This is a genomic window from Actinopolyspora lacussalsi subsp. righensis (assembly GCF_900116555.1).
Classification (GTDB): domain Bacteria; phylum Actinomycetota; class Actinomycetes; order Mycobacteriales; family Pseudonocardiaceae; genus Actinopolyspora; species Actinopolyspora lacussalsi.
In genome coordinates this window covers 211,146-233,217 of record NZ_FPAT01000007.1, presented here as the reverse complement: position 1 = coordinate 233,217, position 22,072 = coordinate 211,146, and the positions used below count along the sequence as shown (strand labels likewise).

The following is a 22,072-nucleotide window of genomic DNA, read 5'->3' as shown; positions in this document are numbered from 1 at the left end:
GAGCCCCGGACCGATCGGTGGGCCGACCGGCCGGGGCTCCCCGTCGAGCGGGATTACCGTGACACACCCGCACGGGGTGTCGTTAGGTCGAATATCACTTCTCGTCGAGCTTGCGGGCCTCGCCCGGGTCGCCGCCGTGGCCCGACTCACCGGAGGCACCCGCGTGGGCCAGCGGCTTGCCGGAGAGACCGACGTGGCTCTCCACCCGCATCCGATCTGTCATGTGCGGGTAGTGCAGCTCGAAGGCGGGACGCTCGGAACGGATCCGGGGCAGCTCGGTGAAGTTGTGCCGCGGCGGCGGGCAGGAGGTCGCCCACTCCAGCGAGTTGCCGTGGCCCCAGGGGTCGTCGACGTTGGCGCGTTCGCCGTACCGGTAGCTCTTGAACACGTTGTACAGGAACGGCAGCATCGAGGCTCCCAGCAGGAACGCCCCGGCGCTGGAGATCACGTTGAGCGTGGTGAACCCGTCGGTCGGCAGGTAGTCGGCGTAGCGCCGGGGCATCCCCTCGTTGCCCAGCCAGTGCTGCACCAGGAACGTGGCGTGGAAGCCGATGAAGGTCAGCCAGAAGTGCACCTTGCCCAGCCGTTCGTCCATCATCCGGCCGGTCATCTTGGGGAACCAGAAGTAGATGCCCGCGAAGGTGGCGAACACGATCGTGCCGTAGAGCACGTAGTGGAAGTGCGCCACCACGAAGTAGGTGTCCGAGACGTGGAAGTCGATCGGCGGCGCGGCCAGCAGCACACCGGTCAGCCCGCCGAACAGGAAGGTCACCAGGAAGCCGATCGAGAAGATCATCGGTGTCTCGAAGGTGATCTGCCCGCGCCACATGGTGCCGATCCAGTTGAAGAACTTCATACCGGTGGGTACCGCGATCAGGAACGTGGTGAAGGCGAAGAACGGCAGCAGCACCGCGCCGGTCGCGTACATGTGGTGGGCCCAGACGACCACCGACAGCGCGGCGATACCCAGCGTCGCGTAGATCAGGCCGGTGTAGCCGAACAGCGGCTTGCGGGAGAACACCGGGAAGATCTCGGTGACGATCCCGAAGAACGGCAGCGCGACGATGTAGACCTCGGGGTGACCGAAGAACCAGAACAGGTGCTGCCAGAGGATCACCCCGCCGTTGGCCGGGTCGAACACGTGGGCACCGAGGTGCCGGTCGGCCAGCAGCCCGAACAGCGCGGCGGTCAGGATCGGGAACGCCATCAGGATCAGCACGCTGGTGACCAGGATGTTCCACGTGAAGATCGGCATCCGCCACATCGTCATGCCGGGCGCGCGCATGCAGACCACCGAAGTGACCATGTTGACGCCACCGAGGATCGTGCCCAGGCCGGAGACGAGCAGACCGGTGATCCACAGGTCGGCACCGATACCGGGGGAGTGCACGGGGTCGGACAGCGGGGTGTAGGCGAACCAGCCGAAGTCGGCGGCACCGCCCGGCGCGAGGAAACCGCTGATCACGGTCAGCCCACCGAACAGGTAGAGCCAGTAGGAGAACGAGTTCAGCCTGGGAAAGGCCACATCCGGCGCGCCGATCTGCAGCGGCAGGATGTAGTTGGCGAACCCGAACAGGATCGGCGTGGCGTACAACAGCAGCATGATCGTGCCGTGCATGGTGAACAGCTGGTTGTACTGCTCCTGCGACAGGAACTGCATCCCCGGGACCGCGAGCTCACCACGGATCAGCATGGCCATCAGGCCACCGACCAGGAAGAATCCCATCGAGGTGACCAGATAGAGGATGCCGATCTGCTTGGGATCGGTGGTACGCAGCAGTCCCAGCAGTGTGGATCCCTTGGACGTGTTGCGCACCGGATAGGGGCGCGAAGTGATCGGCTCTGGCGCGACGGCCGTCACGGTGCCTCCTGCACTGCCTCGAAGACGTTGTCGGCCCCGACCACGGGACCGCCGGCCCGTTCGGGCCGGTTAACCCTGATGGCAGCGTCGCAACCGATATCGGTTCGACTCGCTCCCCGATGATCGATTCGATGACTGCCATCTGCGGATATTAGTCCCGGCGCTCAACTCCGCTACGTCCGGGCTGTAGTCACTCTATTCATCACCCTCGCCGAGGACACCGAAGGTGAGATCCACGCGACAGTGACGAGTGGCCGCCGGGACGACGAACGCGCCCGCGGGAAGCCCGTGGCGGAGCGCAGCACCCCTCGGGGAACAAGCGCAGCGCCCCTCGGGGGACCACCTGTACGGATCACCCTGAAGGCACCCCTTAAGCTGGCACGTGGTCGCCTGTTCGGTCAGGCGGGCCGCTGGACCCAGCGGGTTGAAGGCTCCGCAGGCGTGTCGGTTGTACACAGCACCCGACCCGCCCGGGGAAGGATCGGTATTTCCGGAGGCGAGGAAACGGTGCGCAAGAGCACGATCATCGGCGTCCTTGGGGCCGCGGTCCTGGCACTGACCGGCTGCTCGCCGAACTACGAAGAACCGAGCGACATGCAGCCGGGCGCGGGCACTCCGCCGCCACCGAGCGCGATCATGCCCGCCGAGGACTCCGGCAGCGGCGACGAGACGACGCGGGTCAACACCGACCTGGAGTTCGCCGAGCAGATGGTCGCCCATCACGAGTCGGAGACGCAGCTGCTGGAAGTGGCGATCAAGAACTCGCCGGACGACCAGGTCGTGGAGTTCGCCGAGCAGCTCGAACAGCAGCACGGCCCGCGGCTCGAGGAGATCAGGAGCTGGTTGCGGGAACGCGGCGAGGGCGAGGTCACGCCCGGGGAAGTCGGCACGGGCGAGGACTCGCAGATGCCTGGAACCGACGTCTCCAGCGAGCTCACCGAGCTCGAGGAGGTCCAGCAGGGCAGTTTCGACTCGCTGTGGCTCAAGTCGATGATCGACCACCACGAGGCCGTGGTCGAGATGGCCCGCACCGAGATCGACAAGGGCTCGAACGAGGAGATGAAGTCGATCGCCACGGCGATCCTGGACTCCCGCACCACCGAGCTCGACGAGCTGCGGCAGCTGCGGGAAAACCTCTGATCCCTACCCGACTCGCCCACCCGACCGAGGCCCGGTGACCGGACAGCTCCACACCCGGAGGCCTTCCCGGTCACCGATCCTCCCGGTCACCGGGTTGCCTGCCACGGGGTTGCCTGTCACGGGGTTGGCTGTCACGGGGTTGGCTGCCACCGGGTGCGACGGTGCCCTCGGGGAATGTCGCCGACCTCCCACCGCTCGCGCTGCTGCACGTGGCGGTACTGGTACGGCCGTACCAGACGTTAGCCTTCGGTACGACCCGAAACCGGTCCGATGAGTACGAGCCGGTTCGCCGTCGTCACACGGAGGGAAACGTTGGCCGAGAACCTGATCTTCGACGCTGACGACACGTTGTGGGAGAACAACGTGCTGTTCGAACGCGCGGTGGAAGTGTTCATCGACCACTTGGCGCATCCCGAGCTGTCCCGGCGACAGGTGCGGGAACAGCTGGACGAGATCGAGCGGATCAACTGCCGGATTCACGGCTACGGGGTGGACAGCTTCGAGCGCAGCCTGCTGGACTGCCTGCGGCACCTGCGTGGGGGAGAGGCTTCCGAGGCGGATCACGCCGAACTGCGCAGGGCCTGCGCGCCGATCCGGGAACAACGGGTCGAGCTGATCGACGGTGTCGAGGAAACGCTGCGGGAACTGTCACTACGGCACGACCTCTACCTGCTCACCAAGGGCGAGGCCGACGAGCAGACCGGCAAGATCAAGATGTCCGGACTGGGCGAGCTGTTCTCCGACACCACGGTGGTGCCGGAGAAGGACACCGCCGCCTACGAACGGTTCGTCACCGAGCGCGGACTGGATGTCTCGCGGACCTGGATGATCGGCAACTCACCACGTTCGGATATCTGGCCCGCACTGCACGCGGGGTTGAACGCGGTGCTGGTGCCGCACCCCATGACCTGGGGACTGGAAATGCGTGAGCTGCCGGAGCGGCGCCCAGGCTTCCACACGGTGGATCCGTTCTCCCGCCTCAACGAGCACTTCTAGCGGAGCCGATTACCCGCGCTCATCCGTTTCGCCGTCCTCGCCGCATCCGGACGCCACCGAGCACGATCGAGGCCAGCCCGATGAGCGCGGCTATCGGCCCGAGCACGGCCCAACGGGTCACCCCGGTCATCGGGCTTCCACCGAGAACCCCCACGCCCTGCAGCGTCCAGATCACACCGAGCACGAGCAGCAGCGCTCCCACGAGCGACGAAAGCGAAGCGCGCAACGAGGGCCTCCGGAATCCGATGGATCGACGGTTGGTGTCTCGGGTGATTCGGGGCCGGACGAGTCCGCGATCGGTCGCGGTGAATGCGATCCAGTGAACTCGTTCCCCTTTACTTTACGAACGAGTAACCTACTATGGGTAACCCGGCCGTGGGCTTGTCGTCCCACCGCCGGCAGGCCGGTTCGAGAGCAGGGAGGCCCCATGCCCATGTCGATGTCGGGCAAAGCAGTCGCCATCACGGGTGCCGCACGTGGCATCGGTGCTCAGACCGCACGGGATCTGGTTCGCAAGGGGGCGCGAGTGGCCCTGATCGGACTGGAACCCGACGAGCTGGCTTCGGTGGCCGACGAGCTCGGCACCGGCCACCCGTGGTTCGAGGCCGACGTCACCGACCCCGAGTCGATCAAGACGGCCATCGACGAGAGCGCACGACAGCTGGGCGGCATCGACGTGGTCATGGCCAACGCGGGTGTGGCTCCCTTCGGGACCGTGCGCGACCACGATCCCCGGGCGTTCACCAAGACGGTGGATGTGAACCTCAACGGGGTGTTCCACACCGCTCGTGCGGCCTTACCCCACCTGGTGGAACGGCGGGGGTACCTGCTGGTGGTCTCCTCGCTGTCGGCGTTCGCCCCGATCGGCGGCATGGCCGCCTACACCGCGAGCAAGGCCGGTTCCGAGGCACTGGCCAGCGCCCTGAGCTCCGAAGTCGGTCACCTGGGAGTCGCCGTGGGAAGCGCGCATCCCTCCTGGATCGACACGGACCTGGTTCGCGATGCCTCGACGGATCTGCCGAGTTTCCGCGCCATGCGGGCGAAACTGCCCTGGCCGATGCATTCGACCACCAACGTCGCCGACTGCTCCCGGGCACTCGTGGCGGGCATGGAACGCCGCGCCAGGCGCGTCTACGTTCCCAGGTCGGTCATGCTGATGCACTGGTTGCGGAACCTGCCCTCCTCGCGGCTGGTGGAACGGCTGATGTTGCCGATGGTGCGGAAGCTGCTGCCGCAGATGGAGGCGGAGGTCGCCGAGTTGGGACGGGGTTTCAGCTCCCGCAACGACAAACTCCAGCGGAAGTGATGAACCGACAGGACGTGTCCACTCGTCGTAGGGGTCGGGTGGCGGAACCTCTCGCGCGGCTCTCGCTGCGGCGAGGCCCGACATCGAGTAGGTACTACGCCACGTCGGGCCTTCCTCACGAGAGCCACACGGGAGAACCCGCGGCGGTGCCGGCTGCGAGGGTGGTCGGGGTGCGCCCTGCACCGAAGCGACCCGGCGGTTCCGCCAAGCGACCAGCTACGCAGGCGGGCGGGACCACCGTACAACGCAAAACACCGGGCTAGCGGTTCTTACGCCGGAACAGCATGGTCAGCGGGTCGTACCTCCGGTCGGCCAGGCGTTCCTTGAGCGGGATGAGCGCGTTGTCGGTGATCCCGATGTGCTCCGGGCACACTTCGGTGCAGCACTTGGTGATGTTGCAGAGCCCGAGCCCGTGGTCGCCCCTCGCCTCCTCCGGGCGGTCGCCGCCCTTCTCCTGGTGCGAGTCCAGCGGGTGCATCTCCAGCTCGGCGACCCGCATCAGGAACCTCGGCCCCGAGAACGCCTCCTTGTTCTCCGAGTGATCGCGGATCACGTGGCAGGTGTCCTGGCACAGGAAGCACTCGATGCACTTGCGGAACTCCTGGGAACGCTCCACGTCCCGCTGTTGCATCCGGTACTCCCCCGGCTCCAACCCCTCGGGTGGGCTGAAGGCGGGCACCTCGCGTGCCTTGACGTAGTTGTACGAGACGTCACAGACGAGATCCTTGATCACCGGAAAGGCCCGCATCGGGGTGACCGTTATGGTCTCGTCGGTGTCGAACAGCGACAGCCTGGTCATGCAGGTCAACCGCGGCCTGCCGTTGACCTCGGCCGAGCAGGAACCGCACTTGCCCGCCTTGCAGTTCCAGCGCACCGCCAGGTCCGCACACTGGGTGGCCTGTAGTCGGTGCAGCAGGTCGAGCACCACCTCGCCTTCCTCCGCGTCGACCTCGTAGTCCCGCAGCTCGCCGGAATCGGCGTCACCGCGCCACACGCGCAGTCGCGCCCGGTATCCCATTTCCACAGTCCCTTCCACGACGCTCACCGAAAGCCCGCACTCGCAGCATGCTCGGACCGGGACGAGAACCGTGCGAGAGGTTCCGCCACGCCCCACGAAAACCGAACCGACGGTTCCGCTAAGAAGGCGTTCTTACGATGGCCAGCTCCTCCTCGGTGAAGTACTTGCCCAGCTCCGCCACGGAGAACAGCCGCAACAGGTCCTCCCGCATCGGCGGCTGCTCGTGCTCGGTGATCTCGATCGAACCGTCCCGCAGCTCGCAGCCGAGCAGCGTGCCGCGCCACTTCGAGTTCATGCCCGGGTGGTCGTCGCGAGTGTGCCCGCCCCTGCTCTCGGTGCGGCGCAGCGCCGCCGCAGCCACGCACTCGCTGACGACCAACATGTTGCGCAGGTCCAGCGCCAGGTGCCAGCCGGGGTTGAAGTGGCGGTTGCCCTCCGGAACGGCCAGCCGGACGGCACGCTGTTTGATCTCGGCGAGCTGTTCCAACGCGGCACACATCTCGGCCCCGTCCCGGATGATCCCGACCAGCCGGTTCATCACCTGCTGCAGCTCCGCCTGCAACGAGTAGGGGTTCTCCTGGCCCCGCACGTCGGTGACCTCGAACGGGGCGAGTGCGGAGTTCACCGCCTCGGTCACCACCTCCTCCGAGACGTCGGGGCGGGCGTGCCGCGCGGCGGCGACGTGCTCGGCGGCGCCCGCTCCGGCCCGCCTGCCGAAGACCAGCAGGTCGGAGAGCGAGTTGCCCCCGAGCCGGTTGGAACCGTGCATACCGCCCGCCACCTCCCCCGCGGCGAACAGCCCGGGCACCGAGGAGGCCGCGGTGTCGGGGTCGACCTCCACACCACCCATCACGTAGTGGCAGGTCGGCCCGACCTCCATGCGCTCACTGGTGATGTCCACATCGGCCAGTTCCTTGAACTGGTGGTGCATCGAGGGCAGCCTGCGCATGATCTCCTCGGCGGAGAGCCTGCTGGCCACGTCGAGGTAGACCCCACCGTGCGGGGTTCCCCTGCCCTCCTTGACCTCGTTGTTGATCGCGCGTGCCACTTCGTCGCGCGGCAGCAGTTCCGGTGGCCTGCGGTTGTTGTCCGGATCGGAGTACCACCGGTCGGCCTCCTCCGGGCTGTCCGCGTAGGACTCCTTGAAGACCTCGGGAATGTAGTCGAACATGAAGCGTCTTCCCGAGGCGTCGCGCAGCACACCACCGTCACCGCGCACGGATTCGGTGACCAGGATCCCCTTCACGCTGGGCGGCCAGACCATGCCGGTGGGGTGGAACTGCACGAACTCCATGTTGATCAGCCGGGCGCCCGCCCGCAGCGCGAGGGCGTGCCCGTCGCCGGTGTACTCCCAGGAGTTGGAGGTCACTTTGAAGGACTTGCCGATCCCACCGGTCGCCAGCACCACCGCTGGTGCCCGCAGCCGCACGAACCGACCGTTCTCCCGCCAGTACCCGAGCGTCCCGGCGATGCGGTCCCCGTCCAGCAGCAGGTCGGTCACCGTGAACTCGGCGAAGATCCGCAGCCCGGCCTCGTAGTCGCCGTGCTCGGCGTGGTCGGACTGCTGCAGCGAGACCACCTGCTGCTGCAGCGTGCGGATCAGTTCCAGTCCGGTGCGGTCACCCACGTGCGCGAGCCTGGGGTACTCGTGCCCGCCGAAGTTGCGCTGGCTGATCCGACCGTCGGCGGTGCGGTCGAACAGTGCGCCGTAGGTCTCCAGCTCCCAGACGCGCTGCGGGGCCTCGGTGGCGTGCAGCTCGGCCATGCGCCAGTTGTTCAGGAACTTGCCGCCGCGCATGGTGTCGCGGAAGTGCACCTGCCAGTTGTCCCCCGAGTTGACGTTGCCCATCGCGGCGGCGATACCGCCCTCGGCCATGACGGTGTGCGCCTTGCCGAACAGCGACTTGCACAGCACCGCCGTGCGCAGTCCGCGCGAGCGGGCCTCGATGGCGGCACGCAGGCCGGCACCGCCCGCCCCGATGACGATCACGTCGTAGTCGTGACTCTCGATCTCGGCCATGTGACGTTTCCGATTTCTCGTCCGAAATGGTTTCGCGGCGCTGCCGCTCGACCGCGTGCGCGCACGGCCGCGGCGCGCCGGGGGTCAGTTGAACAGCCGCGGATCCGGGAAGGCGCCCGCGGCCACGAGCATCACGTAGAGGTCCACCAGCGCGACCGACACCAGCGATGCCCAGGCGAGCCCCATGTGGTGACCGTTCATCCTGCTCACCAGCGTCCACATTCGATAGCGCACCGGGTGGCGGGAGAAGTGGTTGATGCGTCCGCCTATCAGATGCCTGCAGGAGTGGCAGGACAGCGTGTAGGCCCACAGCAGCACGACGTTGACCACCATGAGCAGCGTCCCGATTCCGACGCCGAAGCCGCCGCCCGGACCACGGAAGGCGATCACGGTGTCGTAGGTCAGCACCGCGGCCACCAACAGCGCGGCGTAGAAGAAGTAGCGGTGCACGTTCTGCATGATCAGCGGGAACCGCGTCTCACCGGTGTAGCGGCGGTGGGGTTCGGTCACCGCGCAGGCGGGCGGCGCGGCCCAGAAGGACCGGTAGTAGGCCTTTCGGTAGTAGTAGCAGGTCAGTCGGAAGCCGAGCACGAACGGCAGCACGAACACCGGTGGGGGAATCCACGGCGCCAGGTCCGGGAACGGCGATCCGAAGTGGCTCGCCCCGGGCACGCAGGCGTCGCTGAGGCAGGGCGAGAAGAACGGGGCGAGGTAGTGGTACTCGGGCACCCAGTACCACTGGTTCATGAAGGTCCGTATCAGGCCGTAGACGACGAAGGCACCGAGTCCCAGCGCGGTGCCCAGTGGCGGCAACCACCATCGATCGGTTCGCAGCGTGCGCCCGCGCCGGAGGGACGATGAAGTTGTGGGAGCTGACATGCTCGACCTCTGGTGGTAGCGAGAATGACGGTTGTCGCGGTGGTCGCCCGGTCGTCACGGGCCCCGGCCCGGTTCGCACCGGACCGGGGGCGACCACGAGGGGTCCGGTGCCGCGACCACGGGCGGAATCAGTCCTCGCGCGATGACTGGCCTCCCACTCCCTCGTCGTCCACGCCCTGCCACCAGGAGGGGTCGTAGGGTGTGTCGGGAACCTCGATGATGTCGCTCTCCCCTACCTCGCGGTGCGCGGTCGCGCCACCGCCGCGAGCCGTCGCGGCGGCACCGCCGGAACGCTGGCGCGGTGGCCCCGGGGCGGCGGTCGACAGCTCGGAGACGTCGATCTCCAGTCGCTGGAGGTCGTTCTCGATACGCCGCACAACGGCGACGTCGCCGTATCTGGTGTAGAGCTCGTCGACACCGGTACGCAGCTGGGACAGCGCACGAAGCACGTCACCCAGTTCAGCTGTCGAGGACATTCGCACCACCTCGCGTTCCCGATCCGGTCACCGGAAGACTCTGCACGACCCAAGCCTACGTGACAAGAGACACATGTGATTCGAAACGCATCGGATGGACGAGAGGAGACCCGGTTCGGAGCCACTCCCCCATTGGCTACCCCTCGAAGAGGTGTCGTACGAAGGTGACCAGCGACTGGAACACGAAAGCGACGCTGTCGAAGAGCACCAGCGATCCCTGCCGTACAGCTCCGGCGGCGGCGACCGGGTCGCGCACCACCAGATAACCGACCGCGATCGCCGCGAATGTCACCAGAACGAGCACACTCCTGCGGTCCACTCCCGACCTCCGTGTCTCGAACGACCGCGAATCGCGACCACCCTCGCACGCGGTGCCCGCCAACGGAGGCCGCAACGCGGGGACACCACCGATTCGTGTAACGCGCCCGACGAGTCCCCTCGCCGGGAAACCGGGAATCCCCCACCGCGCCCGGTTCCCGTGCCCGTTTCCTCGCCGCGCGAACGCGGGAATATCCGGCGTGGGACTGCCGTTCGCTGATCACGCGGGCATACTCGACGACGGAATCGATCGAACTCACCGACACGGAGTGGGCGAATGCGGCAACGCGCTCTCGGCAGTCAGGGTCCGCGGGTCAGTGAACAGGGCCTGGGCTGCATGGGAATGACCTTCGGGTACTCGGGGCGGGACGACGAGGAGTCGGCCGCCACGATCCGGCGAGCCCTGGAGCTCGGGGTGGACTTCCTGGACACGGCCGACATGTACGGGCCGTGGAGCAACGAGCGGCTACTGGGGCGAACCCTGGCGGGCCGCCGGGACGAGGTGGTGCTCGCCACCAAGTTCGGCAACGAGGTGGACGAGAACGGCGAACTCACGGGCGAGGTCAACGGCAGGCCGGAGTACCTGCGTGCCGCCATCGACGGCTCGTTGCGGCGGCTGGGAATCGACCACGTCGACCTGTACTACCAGCACCGCGTGGACCCGGACGTGCCGATCGACGAGACCTGGGGAGCACTGTCCGAGCTGGTGCGGCAGGGCAAGGTGCGCCACCTGGGGATCTCGGAGGCCGCTCCGGAAACGATCCGGAAAGCCCACGCCACCCACCCGGTCAGCGCGGTGCAGACCGAGTACTCGCTGTTCAGCCGTGATCCGGAGGACAACGGGGTACTGGCGACCTGCCGCGAGCTGGGCATCGGTTTCGTGGCCTACTCACCGCTCGGACGCGGGTTCCTCTCCGGCGCGATCCGCTCGTTCGAGGACCTTCCCGCCGACGACTACCGGCGGACCGCACCGCGGTTCCAGGGGGAGAACTTCCAGCGCAACCTGGACGTGGTCGACCAGGTGCACGAACTGGCGCGGCAGAAGGGCGTATCCGCCTCCCAGCTGGCCCTGGCGTGGGTGACGGCGCAGGGCGAGGACATCGTGGCCATCCCCGGCACCAAGAAGCGCAAGTACCTGGAGGAGAACGTGGGCGCCGTGGACGTCACCCTCACCGCCGAGGACCTGGCCGCCCTCGAACGGGTGGCGCCGCGCGGCGTGGCGGCGGGCGAACGCTACGGCGAGGGAGCGATGGACAAGGTGCACCTCTGACGAGGACTCTCCCACCGACCGGGGCCTCACCCCGGTTTCCGGAGCGGGCCACGGGCGTTGCGGCATTGACGAGCGGGGTGGGGAGTTGATCGGCTCGGAGGGATCACCCGAGTGGTGTGAGCGCGTTCCGACACGGGTACGCCGGAGCAGGACGTTTCCCCTTCCGGAAAGGTAACCATGGGCCAGCGACACGTCGTTCCCGGAGGCGGTGGCGGCGGCTGGAAGGTGGTCGGCGCGGCCACCGGATCCACCGAGTCGAGCACCAACACCCAGGCGGACGCCATCGACGAGGCACGCAGGCAGCTGGAGAACTCCGACGGAGGAGAGATCCTCATCCACGGCATCGACGGCTCGGTCCGCGACCGGCGAACCGTGCAGTCGAGCTGACCCGAACCCGATGACTCCCGCGGGCGGGCCGGTGGGAACTTCCGGGCCGCCCGCGCCGTCGTGCCGTCCCGAGGGCTCCGCTGCCGCGGCCCTTCCGGCGCGGCGAGATCGCCCGGGCGCGACGCGGCAACACCCGTCGGACCGGTACCCGCCGGACCAGCACACGTCGGCCCTGGTGTCGGTCGATCGTGCCGCCGCGCGATCAGTACTCCGACGGCTCCCGCACGGCGCGGAAGCGCAACCGCTGGCCGGGTCGTGCCTGTGCGGCCACGGCCACGTGGGCCGACAGCACGACCGCGATCACGGGGTATCCCCCGGTCACCGGGTGGTCCGCCAGGAACAGGGTGGGCTGCCCAGCGGGCGGTACCTGCAGCGCCCCGCTGACCATCCCCTCGCTGGGAAGTTCACCGGTCTCGTTCCGGGGCAGCGGCGGTCCGGACAGGCGCATGCCGACCCGGTCGCTGTCCCGGGTGACCTCGAACGGCTCGTGCAGCAGGTGACGCAGCGCTTCGGCGCTGAACCAGTCCTGTCTCGGCCCGGGCAGCACGGGTAGCGTCAGTTCCCCGCCGGACGGCGGGATGATCGGCGCGGCGTCCACGCGCGGGAACTCGCCGTGGGCTCGCCCGACGGGGAGCACGGTGCCCACCGCGAGCGGCTCCGGCCCCAGCCCCGAGAGCGTGTCGGTGGCGCGTGACCCCAGCACGGCCGGGACGTCGATACCGCCGCGCACCGCCAGGTACCCCCGCATCCCCGTGCGACACTGCCCGACGCGCAGTACCGAACCGGTGGGCAGCGTGAGCACGGTGTGGCTCGCCGCCGCACGCCCGTCCAGCGTGACCGGAAACGAGGCGCCGGTCAGCGCGACGGTGAGCACACCGCGGGCGCGCAACCACAGCCCACCCAGCGTGATCTCCACGGCGGCTTCCGACTCCGCGTTGCCGACGAGGCGGTTGGCCAGCCGCAGCGAGCTCCGATCGGCGGCCCCGGAGACTCCCACCCCCATCCCGGCCAGTCCGGTCCGGCCCAGATCCTGCACGGTCGACAGCGGACCGGGGCGCAGCACCTCCAGCCGTCGGGTGGCCGGCGACCCCTTGTCGAGCCCGGCGGTACCGGTGTCCGGTTCGCTCATGACACCTCCTCGAACCGCACCCGCACCCCGGGACGCAGCAGTGCGGGCGGATCACGGTCGGTGCGCCACATCTCCAGCTCGGTGCGGCCGATCAGCTGCCAACCGCCCGGCGAGGTTCGCGGGTAGACACCGCTGAACCTGCCCGCCAACCCGACCGAACCGGCGGGCACACCGGTTCGGGACTCCACGCGGCGTGGGACCTCCAGTCGGGGGTCACCTCCCACCAGGTAACCGAATCCCGGTGCGAATCCGCCGAAGGCCACCCGCCACTCGGTTCCGGTGTGGGCGAGCACCACCTCGCGGGGTGTGAGCCCGGTCAGCTCGGCCACCGCGTCGAGATCCGCACCGTCGTAGATCACCGGCACCGTGAGCGACCCCCGGTCGGCGCGTTCTCCCCCGGCCGCCCCGGTTCCGGCCGATCCGGTTCCGGCGGACAGGGCTCCGGTCAACGGCACTCGGCGGATCTCATCGGCGAGCGCGCGCCGGTCGGCGTGCTCGGGATCCAGCGAGACGAGCAGTGTCCGTGCCGCGGGGATCAGGTCGAGGACGCCGGGCAGGCTCCGTTCGGACAGCGCGGCGTGCAGCGCCAGCACCTGTTCCAGCTCGTCCAGTTCCACGAGCAAACCCGCGTCCGCGCAGGGCAGGATCCGCACCGCACCTCCTTGGAGTCTTCCGTTCGAACTTGCCGGGGTGCTCGCTTGGCGGAACCTCCCGCTGGCTCTCGCTCCGGGAGGACCGACATCGAGGAGGAACACCGGAAAACGGTTCTCAGTCCGCCACGAGTGCGGGCGGCGGGGCGAACGGCTCGATCGACGTCCCCTGCTCGGTCAGTTTCCGCCGCACGGTGCGGGCGATCCCCACCGCGTCGGGGGTGTCGCCGTGCACGCAGATCGAGTCCGGCGACAGCGACAGCGGGGTCCCGTCCGCCGCCTCGATCGGTTGCCCCCGGACGATCCGCAGGCAGCGGTCGGCTATCGCCTCGGGGTCGTGCAGCACCGCGCCGGGACGACCACGCGGCACGAGGGTTCCCTCCGGGGTATAGGCGCGATCGGCGAACGCCTCCCGATGGGGCTTCAACCCCGACTCCCCCGCCAGCCGCAACCACTCCGAACCGGCCAGGCCCAGCACGGCCATGCCGGGACGGAACCGGCGCACCGCTTCCACCACGGCCTCGGCCTGCTCGGTGTGCGAGACGATGGTGTTGTACAGCGCGCCGTGCGGCTTGACGTAGGTGACCGCGGTGCCCGCCACCCTGGCCAGCGCGTCGAGCGCGCCGATCTGGTAGATCACCTCGTCCACGAGTTCGGCCGGGTCCATGTCGATGAACCGGCGGCCGAATCCGGCCAGGTCCCGGTAACCGACCTGGGCCCCCACGGCGACCCCGCGCATCGCCGCTCCGGAGCAGGCCGCGCGCAGCGTCCTCGGATCACCCGCGTGGAACCCGCAGGCGACGTTGGCGCTGCTGACGATGTCCAGCAGCGCGGTGTCGTCGCCCAGTTCCCAGCGCCCGAACCCCTCGGCCAGGTCAGCGTTGACGTCCATACCGGGAAACCTCTCACGAGACCGTGCGCGTGATCACGAGGGTCCGATCACGCCGTCGCACGCTCACCACGAGACCACGTACGCGGCTCCACGGACAGGTGCCGACCCGCATGGGCCTCCTGCCCGGGTTCGAAGGACCGAAGTCACCGATGTCGCCGAGAGCTTGCGACCCGGTCTCGGACGGTTCTTTACTCGTGGTGGGAGTGCTTTCGACAAGCATCGCGCGAACGGATTCCGGCGATGCGCGGGGAAGGGAGCGAATCATGGGCAACCCGGTGGTGCACTTCGAGATTCTCGGCAAGGACGCGGCGAAGCTCCGCGACTACTACTCACGGCTGTTCGGCTGGAAGATCGACACGGACAACCAGTTGGACTACGGCATGGTCGAGCGCGAGACGGTCGAGGACGACGGTGAGACCGTGGGCATCGGCGGCGGCATCGCCGCCGTTCCGGAGGGCTACGAGGGAATGGTGACGTTCTACGTGGGCGTCGACGACGTGGAGCAGGCGCTGTCCCAGGCCGAGACCCTCGGCGGCAGCCGGGTGATGGGCCCGGAGAAGGTGATGGAGCAGCTGGAGATCGGGCTGTTCGCCGATCCGGAGGGGCACGTGATCGGCGTGGTCAACCCCGGCTCCTGAGGACGCCGAAACCCGCGCACCGGCGCCACGGCGCGATCCGATGCCCCAGGGAGATCCGTTGCCCCGGGAAGGCTCCGATGCCTTCCAGAACCGGAGCCCGGTGCCACTCCACCGCGCGACGGGCGGGAGCGGCGGATTTAACTCGCACGTCATCGCTGACGGGCTCCGAGGTAACAACCGGGAACCAGTATGGCGGACATGACCGAGCGAGACTTCGCGGCAACCGACCGCGGCACCGTGACCCGGCGTCCGACCGCCGCGCGTCCCTCGGCGTGGTTCGCCCCTGCCGCGGTGGCTGTCGGCACGACGCAGCTCGTGCTGTTCCAACTGGGGGCCGGACGGCTCGCCGCGTGGGTCCTGACAGTCGCGGGTGTGGCGTGGCTGTGCGCGACCGCGATCGGTCGGATGCTGCCCGCGCTCGCCCGGCTCGGCGGTCGGAGAACCGAGCAACGACGGTTCGCGGGCGAACCCACCACTGTGGAGCTCGGCGAGCGGGCGGACCGGGAGCTGTGGCGGGTGCGCGCCTCGGTCAGCGACGAACCGGGCGGCCTGGCCGCACTGGCCGGCCAACTGGCCCTGTTGGACGGTGACATTCGGACCATGCAGGTGCACCCGGTCGCCGACGCGGCGGTGGACGAGTTCCTGCTGCACTTGCCCGGCGAGGTCGGCCACCCCGAACTGGTCGAGGCGGTGACCAGCGCCGGTGGCCGTGACGTGACCGCCGAACGCACCGGCCCGCGCGAGCTGGACGACGTCCCCACCAGGGCACTGCGGCTGGCGACCGAACTGGTGGAGGGCACCGACGAACCGCGCGGCGCGCTGCGGGCGCTGCTGGGCGACGTCGAGGTGAGCTGGTTGGCCTCGACCGAGGGTCTGGGCATGGGCACCGATGAACTGCTCGGGCAGTCGATCTGCCTGGACCACCCCGGCGGCGGTGTGCTGCTGCTGCGCCGGAGGGCGGGGGAGTTCACCCCGGCCGAGTTCGCCAGGGCCCGCGCGATGACGGGGCTGGCGGCGAGCCGGAAGGCGCACGCGGGACGTCCCTCCGAGGGCCATACGGCACGCGACGGCTCCGAGTTCGCGGTACGCGGCGCCGAGGACGCGGACCTGCCGCTGGTGCGCGAGCTGCACGAGCGGTGCTCGAACGCGAGCAGGCACCGGCGCTACTTCGTGGCGGGAATCCCCGCTGACCGACGGCCGGAGCTGTCGCCGACTCCGGCACGAGTGGATTCGCGGCTGGGGGATTCACGGTTGGGTAGCTCGCTGCTGGCGACTTCGCCCGAGGGCGAGGTGGTGGCGATGGGCGACCTCGACCACGACGGCACCGCCGGTGAGTTGGCACTGCTGGTGCGCGACGACTGGCAGGGGCTGGGCGTGGGGTCGGCGCTGCGGGACGCACTGCTGACACGTGCCCGCGAGTTCGGACTCGCCCGGGTGAGCGCGCTGACCCAGCTGGACAACACCGCGATGGCGCGCACGTTGCGTTCGGCCGGGTTCAAGCACGTCGGCGCGGACGAGCCGGGCGAGTGGTCCTGGACGCTGGAGCTGCGGGACGGCACGGAGCGGGCACGCCCCACGGCCCGGGAAGCGAGCGCGACGGTCCCGGCCGGGCGCACCCTGGCCGAGACCAGCCCGCACTGATTCGCGGTCAGGCGCTCGCCCCACCGTCGACGACCAGGTCGTGACCGACCACGAAACTCGCTTCCTCCGAGGCCAGCCACAGTACCGCCGCGACGATCTCGCCGGGATCGGCCAACCTGCCCGCCGGGATACCACCGGTGAGCCTGGCCGAACGCTGCTCCGCCGTCTCTCCCGGTAGGAACGTCATGTCGGTGTCGGAGGCACCGGGGCTGACGACGTTGATCCGGATGCCGTCCCGAATGTGGTCCCGCGCGGCGGAGCGGCTCATGTTGCTGACTCCGGCCTTGGAGGCCACGTAGGGACCGACACCACCGAACCTGGCGTGGTCACCGATGTTCGATCCGACGTTGACGATGGCGCCGCCACCGTGCTCCCGCATGTGGTTGATCTCGTGCTTCATGCACAGCGCCACACCGGTGAGGTTGACGGCGATCGCGGAGTGCCAGGTGCTTTCCGCCGTGTCGGCGAACGCTCCCGGTTCCGGGAAGACCCCCGCGTTGTTGTGCGCGATGTCCAGGGATCCGTGCCGCCGCACCACGGTTTCCAGCCCGTCGCTCACCGACGCGGAATCGGTGACGTCGACGTTGACCGCACTGGCCTCGCCCCCGTTTTCCTCGATCATCTCGACGGTCCGCGCGGTCTTCTCGTCGTCACGACCCGCGGCGACCACTGTGGCCCCCTCCGCCGCGAAGGAAAGAGCGCTCCTCCGGCCGAGACCGGAGCCGGCTCCGGTGATGAAAACCACTTTTCCCTCGAAACGCGAATTCATGATTCGTTCTCCTGATTCCGACTTACCGTTCTCCGCCTGCCCGTGAAAACCGAAATAATCGCTCCCCGAAAAGGGTCGAGCGACTCCTCGGATCCCCCGAAATCCGGGTGAACACATCTACCGAGGATCCGCCGCACATCCTCCGAAGCAACGGACACCAGGGCAAGCCGCACCACACACTTCGTCATGTCGAGCGCCGCCCCCGGAACATGACAAAGTCCGAAATCTCGGTTGTTCCTCCCGGAAAAGACGCGCAAACTCCGGACGGAAACGACTTTCCGATTCTTCGGAGTTTTTGATGACCATCGGATCCGGGCACGAGGACGCGCCCGCGGCGGGCCGAGCGGAATGCCGTACGCCACGTACGAGAGCGGCCTTTTCGCTGCTGGCCGCGACGCAGCTCGTGCTCATCATGGCGATCACCATGCTCGCGGTGGTGCTACCGCGCGTCGAGGCGGAACTGGGGCTCTCGGCGGGCCGCCTGACCCTGGTCAACGCCGCCTACGGCCTCTCCTTCAGCGGGCTGTTGCTGCTGGGAGGCCGGGCCGCGGATCTCTACGGCCCTCGGCGACTGTTCACCACGGGGCTCGTGCTGTTCGGTACCGCCTCCATCACGGCTGGTGTGGCGCCCGGGTTCTGGACACTGGCGATCAGCAGATTCCTGCAGGGAACGGGCGCGGCACTGGCGGCACCGGCAGCGGTGGCGCTGGTCGGGGTCGTGTTCCCCGAACCGCGTCGCCGTGCCCGGGCCTTGGCGGCGTGGGGTGGGCTTTCCCCGCTCGGAGCGGCGGCGGGCGTGCTGTCCTCCGGCGTGATCGCCGGCTGGGTGTCGTGGCGTTGGGTGTTCGCGGTGCCGGTGGTCGCCGCCGTACTGGTGTTGGCGCTGACCAGCTCGTTACTACCCGCCGACGGGCGGACCGTGCGGGGTGGGCTCGACGTCGGGGGCGCGGTTCTGGCGACGGCGGGGCTGACCGCGCTCAGCTACGGCCTGGTCCACGCGGCGGAGCGATCCTGGTTCTCGCTGCCGGTGCTCGGCCCGCTCGCGGCGGGTGTGGTGTTGGTTACGTCCTTCATCCTCGCGGAGCGGAAAGCGGCCGACCCGTTGCTGCCGCCGGCGTTTCTGGGCTCGGGGCGCCGACTCGGCGCCCTGTGGGTGATCCTGGTCGGTGCCACCGCGATCTCGACCGTTCTCATGCTGTTGTCGTTGTACTTCCAACAGGTGAAGGGAATGTCTCCGCTCGGCACGGCTGCCGCGTTCCTGCCGTTCAGCCTGCTGTTGTTGCTCGCCGGGCTCATCGTGACGCGGCTGGTCAACCGGTTCGGGCCGCGCGTCGTCGCGGTCGTCGGTTCGCTGCTCGCCGCCGGAGGAGCGGCACTGCTCGGTGGCACGACGGCGGACGGACCGTACGCGGGTGCTTTGCTGGCCGGGCTGCTGGTCCTGCCGGTCGGGATCAGCATGATGTTCTCCGGTGCGACGGTCCGGGTCTTCTCGCCGGGGCGCGAGGAGCGGGCCGGCCTCGCGGGCAGCCTGGTCAACACCGCCATGGAGACCGGTCCGACCGCCGGGTTGGCACTGTTGGTCTCGCTGGCCACCGCCCACACCGACTCACTGCTCGCCGAGGGGGCAGCGCCGCGTGTCGCCGAGACGTCCGGGTACTCCTTCGCGTTCGACACGGCCGCGCTGGTCCTGCTCGGCACGGCGGCGGTGGCACTGTGGACACTCCGCGGGACCGGAGGTCGGGATCAGTAGTCCGCCGTCCTGTCCCGTGACAGCACACGAGCCGTGTGGGCCAGCGAGGCCAGCGTGATGTGGCGGTGCCAACCGGGATAGGTACGCCCCTCGAAGTCGCGAATGCCGACGGTCCCGCCGATCTCCTCGCTGTCGCGGGCGACCCGCCGGGGAAGCTTGCCGCTCCGCAGCAGAGCATCGACCGACGGGGTGCGTGCGTTCGTCAGCCACATCCGCTCCGGTGGGTTTCGCGGATCCGACCACTCCCCGACCAGACGCAGCATCCGCCGCTTGCCGGTATCGGGGCCGTTGTCCGGTCGTCGTGGGATCGGCTCCACCGGAACGGTCACCGCCGCGCTGGTGTGTCGACGGCGGGTCACGGGATCGGTCCACTCCACGTCGCCGCGCAGCCCCCGCACGGCTTCGAGCAGTCGCCGCGCCGTCGTGGGAACGGAACCGTAGCCGGGCAGTGTCGGGTCGGTGACCACGAAACGGTTGTCCGCACGCACCCGCATCAGGAAGGGGAACGGAGCGGCGGCGAGCCCGGTGCCGAACAGGTCGAGGTCGACGGAGTCGTTGTCGAACACCACCGGGGCGTCCAGCGGTCCCCAGCGTCGGGCGGCCTCGAAAGCGACATTGGCCACGGACTGCCCCAGCGTCTCCGCGCCCGCCCCGCTGGGAATCGCCGCCCTGCTGCGGCGGTTCCGGTCCGCCAGCCACTCCGTGGTCAGGTAGAGCCGCCAATCGACCGGGAAGGCGGAACCCTCGTCGGTCAACCACAGCCCGAACGCCTGCTGTTTGTTGGCACACGAGAGCACGCCGACCGAGTGGTCCCCGTTCTTCGGTATGGACAGAGGACTCACCACCCAGGCGGCCGGGGTGATCCGCTCCCGCAGGTGGCTCAGCAGCAGTTCGCGCACCGCGTTCCAGTCCCAGGTGGAGCTGTGCACGAAGTGGTGCAGGTTCTGCGCCGCGGCCGCGCCACCGACGCTCGTCGCGATGTTGCGGATGGAGCGACGACCGGTGCTGGACAGCAGGCCACGGACGTACTGCTCACCGCGACGCCGCTGGTCCCTCCTGCGCAACGCCGCGAAAGCGGCCGAGCAGAGCTCCTCGACGACCTCGTCCTCGACGGAGGTGGGGCTGGTCGGAACGGTCATACTCGTTCACACCTTCTCGATACACCGCGTACGACTTCCGCCACCATGCCGGGTGTAGCGGAGATCGACCACGTGTCGGTGGACACGATTCGCCGCGCGTCCGGTGGCTGGGACACCGAACCGCGGCACCGGAACCCGTGCCATGCGGGGGTGTCCGATCCGGAATCGGGGTACACGCGGGCGGGAGGTTCTCCGAACCGGAGCGGCGTTTGAACGCACCAGGACGTTTCAGCGCACCAGGACGTTGCCGAACTGCCAGGGATCGTCCTCGTCCGAGCTCCGCACCGGCGCGTCGAGCCGATCGTCGGCCCCGTCGAACGGTGTCCAGCCCGTCGGCACGGAGGGGCACTCGCCGAGGTAAGGCTCCGCCGCGGCCAGCACCTCCTCGTGATCGAGATCGTCGGGTACGCGCAGCCCCCGATTCGGGTGCAGCAGCATCCAGCGCAGCGCACCGAGCGCCGAAGCCGCGACCTGCAGCGTGGTGGCGTTCTGCCCCGGCACCAGGGAACGCGCCTCGTGGATGTCCAGACTCGTACCGGTCCACCACCCGTTGCGGCCGTGGCCGAGCAGCAGCACGCCGAGCTCGTCGGAACCCGCCACGATCTCGTCGTCGACGATCCGCTGCCGCGACTGCGTCCGGTAGCCCCGCATCCGGAACTCGTGCAGCGAGGCCAGAGCCGCGTCGCTGGGCAGGTAGGCGAAATGCACTGTCGGGCGGTAGATCGGCAGCCCACTCGGATCACGGACGGTGAGACCGTCGCTGATGGTGAAGGTCTCCCCGTGGCTGATCATCATTCCCAGCATCGGCCCGGTGGAGGGCACCCAGGAGCGGACCCAGGTGCTCATCCCGGTGCGGGCGAGGTAGATCTGGTTGCGGGGGCCGGTCTCGTGGGTGACGGCCAGCGGCGGCAGCTCGCGCTCGTGGGTGCCCCACCCGAGTTCGGCAGGCGCGGTCGCCTCCTCGTAGAAGCCCTTGACCGACCAGGTGTTCACGAACTCGTCCACGTCCTTCGGGATCTCGCCGCGCTGGGTGTCCCGTTCGGAGATGTGGATGGCCCGCGTGCCGGTCGTCATGGCGATGCGGGCGTGATCGCCGTCCGCCAGCGCCGACTCCAGCGCACCGTCGTCATCGACCGCCGGGCCGGATCCCGCGTCCCGATCGGCGAGCACGGCGGTGGCGACGTCGTGCAGTGCGCGTTTGGTCAGGTGGCTGACCAGGCCCGGGTTGGCGCCGTGTTCGACCACCGCCGTCGGACCGGCCGGGTCGAGCCGAGCCCCCAGCTCGTACAGCTTGCCGTGTCTGCGGTAGGTGGTTCGGTCTGCCGCGGTCGTGGTGGAGTCGCCCTCGGACGCCCAGGTCTCCAGCGAGGTGTCGAGATAGCGCACCCCGTTGCGGTGGCACCACCACAGCAGGTCGCGGGAGTCGACGTCCCAGGTCAGATTGATCAGCACGTCACCGGGCCCAAGCTCACGGGCCAGGGTGTGCGGGTAGTTCTGCCTGGTGAGCCGGTGCCTGACGAAGCGGGCACCACGTGCCAGAGCCGATTCGGCCCCGGTGCGTGAATCGACCCGGTCCATGATGGTCAGTTCGCCGAAGTTCATGGCGACATGACGCAGCAGCAGCGGTTGCAGACACCGTGAAACCGCGCCGCAGCCGAGCAGCAGGATTCGCCCAGTGAACTCCACCCGCCAGTCGGCACGCATGGCACAACGTATAGATCAGGTTCCCGCCGTGGTCCACAGCACGGCGGGAACACGAGCCGATCGGAGCAGCGTCGTCCCCTCGGGAAAAC

21 protein-coding genes are annotated in these 22,072 nt (G+C 68.9%); 8 read left to right on the top strand and 13 right to left on the bottom strand.

Translation table 11 applies throughout. The features are described from left to right. Positions 1-94: 94 nt before the first annotated feature. Entirely contained in the window at positions 95-1,861 is a 1,767-nt protein-coding gene (gene ctaD, locus BM394_RS14520) for an aa3-type cytochrome oxidase subunit I (RefSeq protein ID WP_092978779.1), read from the bottom strand. A 441-nt stretch (positions 1,862-2,302) separates the two neighbouring features. Here ctaD and BM394_RS14515 point away from each other — a divergent pair, with 441 nt between their 5' ends. Both BM394_RS14515 and BM394_RS14510 read left to right on the top strand, forming a co-directional pair. Continuing rightward, on the top strand, positions 2,303-3,001 hold the full coding sequence (locus tag BM394_RS14515; RefSeq protein WP_245780199.1) for a DUF305 domain-containing protein: 699 nt from the start codon (positions 2,303-2,305) through the stop codon (positions 2,999-3,001). A 312-nt stretch (positions 3,002-3,313) separates the two neighbouring features. Next, positions 3,314-3,997, top strand: coding sequence for an HAD family hydrolase (locus BM394_RS14510; RefSeq protein WP_092978957.1), 684 nt, complete (start codon positions 3,314-3,316; stop codon positions 3,995-3,997). 19 nt (positions 3,998-4,016) lie between these two features. Here the strand turns inward: BM394_RS14510 and BM394_RS14505 are convergent, their stop codons facing one another. Beyond that, on the bottom strand, positions 4,017-4,223 hold the full coding sequence (locus BM394_RS14505; RefSeq protein ID WP_092978775.1) for a hypothetical protein: 207 nt from the start codon (positions 4,221-4,223) through the stop codon (positions 4,017-4,019). Between the two features lie 207 nt (positions 4,224-4,430). Between BM394_RS14505 and BM394_RS14500 the strand changes: the two genes are divergently transcribed. Further along, positions 4,431-5,303: an SDR family oxidoreductase gene (locus BM394_RS14500; RefSeq protein ID WP_207227670.1), complete on the top strand. Its 873-nt coding sequence runs from the start codon at positions 4,431-4,433 to the stop codon at positions 5,301-5,303. A 259-nt stretch (positions 5,304-5,562) separates the two neighbouring features. On the opposite strand, the gene BM394_RS14495 is transcribed toward BM394_RS14500, so the two are convergent. The 5 genes from BM394_RS14495 to BM394_RS14475 form a co-directional block, all read right to left on the bottom strand. Then, positions 5,563-6,321 carry a succinate dehydrogenase/fumarate reductase iron-sulfur subunit gene (locus tag BM394_RS14495; RefSeq protein WP_092978770.1) on the bottom strand — a complete coding sequence of 253 codons (759 nt, stop codon included), beginning with the start codon at positions 6,319-6,321 and terminating at the stop codon, positions 5,563-5,565. A 118-nt stretch (positions 6,322-6,439) separates the two neighbouring features. Next, on the bottom strand, positions 6,440-8,341 hold the full coding sequence (locus tag BM394_RS14490) for a fumarate reductase/succinate dehydrogenase flavoprotein subunit (protein WP_092978767.1): 1,902 nt from the start codon (positions 8,339-8,341) through the stop codon (positions 6,440-6,442). Between the two features lie 84 nt (positions 8,342-8,425). Continuing rightward, the gene (locus BM394_RS14485) at positions 8,426-9,220 is read right to left on the bottom strand and encodes a hypothetical protein (protein WP_092978765.1); all 795 of its coding nucleotides are present in this window, start codon (positions 9,218-9,220) and stop codon (positions 8,426-8,428) included. 128 nt (positions 9,221-9,348) lie between these two features. Further along, entirely contained in the window at positions 9,349-9,696 is a 348-nt protein-coding gene (locus BM394_RS14480; RefSeq protein WP_092978763.1) for a thioesterase, read from the bottom strand. Positions 9,697-9,832: 136 nt separating this feature from the next. Continuing rightward, positions 9,833-10,015, bottom strand: a complete 183-nt coding sequence (locus tag BM394_RS14475; protein ID WP_139235234.1) for a hypothetical protein — start codon at positions 10,013-10,015, stop codon at positions 9,833-9,835. A gap of 276 nt (positions 10,016-10,291) precedes the next feature. On the opposite strand from BM394_RS14475, the gene BM394_RS14470 reads away from it, so the two are divergent. Together BM394_RS14470 and BM394_RS14465 are read left to right on the top strand one after the other, a co-directional pair. Continuing rightward, the gene (locus BM394_RS14470) at positions 10,292-11,284 is read left to right on the top strand and encodes an aldo/keto reductase (protein ID WP_092978758.1); all 993 of its coding nucleotides are present in this window, start codon (positions 10,292-10,294) and stop codon (positions 11,282-11,284) included. A gap of 177 nt (positions 11,285-11,461) precedes the next feature. Continuing rightward, entirely contained in the window at positions 11,462-11,671 is a 210-nt protein-coding gene (locus tag BM394_RS14465) for a DUF2188 domain-containing protein (RefSeq protein WP_092978756.1), read from the top strand. 202 nt (positions 11,672-11,873) lie between these two features. Here BM394_RS14465 and BM394_RS14460 read toward each other — a convergent pair whose 3' ends face one another. The 3 genes from BM394_RS14460 to BM394_RS14450 all read right to left on the bottom strand — a co-directional run bounded on the left by BM394_RS14460 (position 11,874) and on the right by BM394_RS14450 (position 14,342). Continuing rightward, positions 11,874-12,800, bottom strand: coding sequence for a 5-oxoprolinase subunit C family protein (locus BM394_RS14460; protein ID WP_092978753.1), 927 nt, complete (start codon positions 12,798-12,800; stop codon positions 11,874-11,876). Beyond that, positions 12,797-13,453 carry a 5-oxoprolinase subunit B family protein gene (locus BM394_RS14455; protein ID WP_092978751.1) on the bottom strand — a complete coding sequence of 219 codons (657 nt, stop codon included), beginning with the start codon at positions 13,451-13,453 and terminating at the stop codon, positions 12,797-12,799. The genes BM394_RS14460 and BM394_RS14455 overlap by 4 nt, the downstream gene beginning before the upstream one ends. Before the next feature lie 115 nt (positions 13,454-13,568). Next, positions 13,569-14,342: a LamB/YcsF family protein gene (locus tag BM394_RS14450; protein ID WP_092978749.1), complete on the bottom strand. Its 774-nt coding sequence runs from the start codon at positions 14,340-14,342 to the stop codon at positions 13,569-13,571. A gap of 263 nt (positions 14,343-14,605) precedes the next feature. Here BM394_RS14450 and BM394_RS14445 point away from each other — a divergent pair, with 263 nt between their 5' ends. Next, the gene (locus BM394_RS14445) at positions 14,606-14,980 is read left to right on the top strand and encodes a VOC family protein (protein WP_092978744.1); all 375 of its coding nucleotides are present in this window, start codon (positions 14,606-14,608) and stop codon (positions 14,978-14,980) included. A 198-nt stretch (positions 14,981-15,178) separates the two neighbouring features. Beyond that, complete coding sequence (locus BM394_RS14440) at positions 15,179-16,621, top strand: GNAT family N-acetyltransferase (protein WP_175530110.1); 1,443 nt, start codon at positions 15,179-15,181, stop codon at positions 16,619-16,621. Between the two features lie 7 nt (positions 16,622-16,628). Here the strand turns inward: BM394_RS14440 and BM394_RS14435 are convergent, their stop codons facing one another. Then, positions 16,629-17,390 carry an SDR family NAD(P)-dependent oxidoreductase gene (locus BM394_RS14435; protein ID WP_092978740.1) on the bottom strand — a complete coding sequence of 254 codons (762 nt, stop codon included), beginning with the start codon at positions 17,388-17,390 and terminating at the stop codon, positions 16,629-16,631. A gap of 298 nt (positions 17,391-17,688) precedes the next feature. Here BM394_RS14435 and BM394_RS14430 point away from each other — a divergent pair, with 298 nt between their 5' ends. Next, positions 17,689-19,140, top strand: a complete 1,452-nt coding sequence (locus BM394_RS14430; protein WP_092978738.1) for an MFS transporter — start codon at positions 17,689-17,691, stop codon at positions 19,138-19,140. Here BM394_RS14430 and BM394_RS14425 read toward each other — a convergent pair. Both BM394_RS14425 and BM394_RS14420 read right to left on the bottom strand, forming a co-directional pair. Further along, positions 19,134-20,279 carry an IS701 family transposase gene (locus tag BM394_RS14425; RefSeq protein WP_092978735.1) on the bottom strand — a complete coding sequence of 382 codons (1,146 nt, stop codon included), beginning with the start codon at positions 20,277-20,279 and terminating at the stop codon, positions 19,134-19,136. The two genes, BM394_RS14430 and BM394_RS14425, sit on opposite strands and share 7 nt — an antisense overlap. Before the next feature lie 228 nt (positions 20,280-20,507). Beyond that, a complete protein-coding gene (locus tag BM394_RS14420) occupies positions 20,508-21,983 on the bottom strand; it encodes a saccharopine dehydrogenase NADP-binding domain-containing protein (protein ID WP_092978733.1) in 1,476 nt (491 codons plus the stop codon). Positions 21,984-22,072 lie beyond the last annotated feature (89 nt).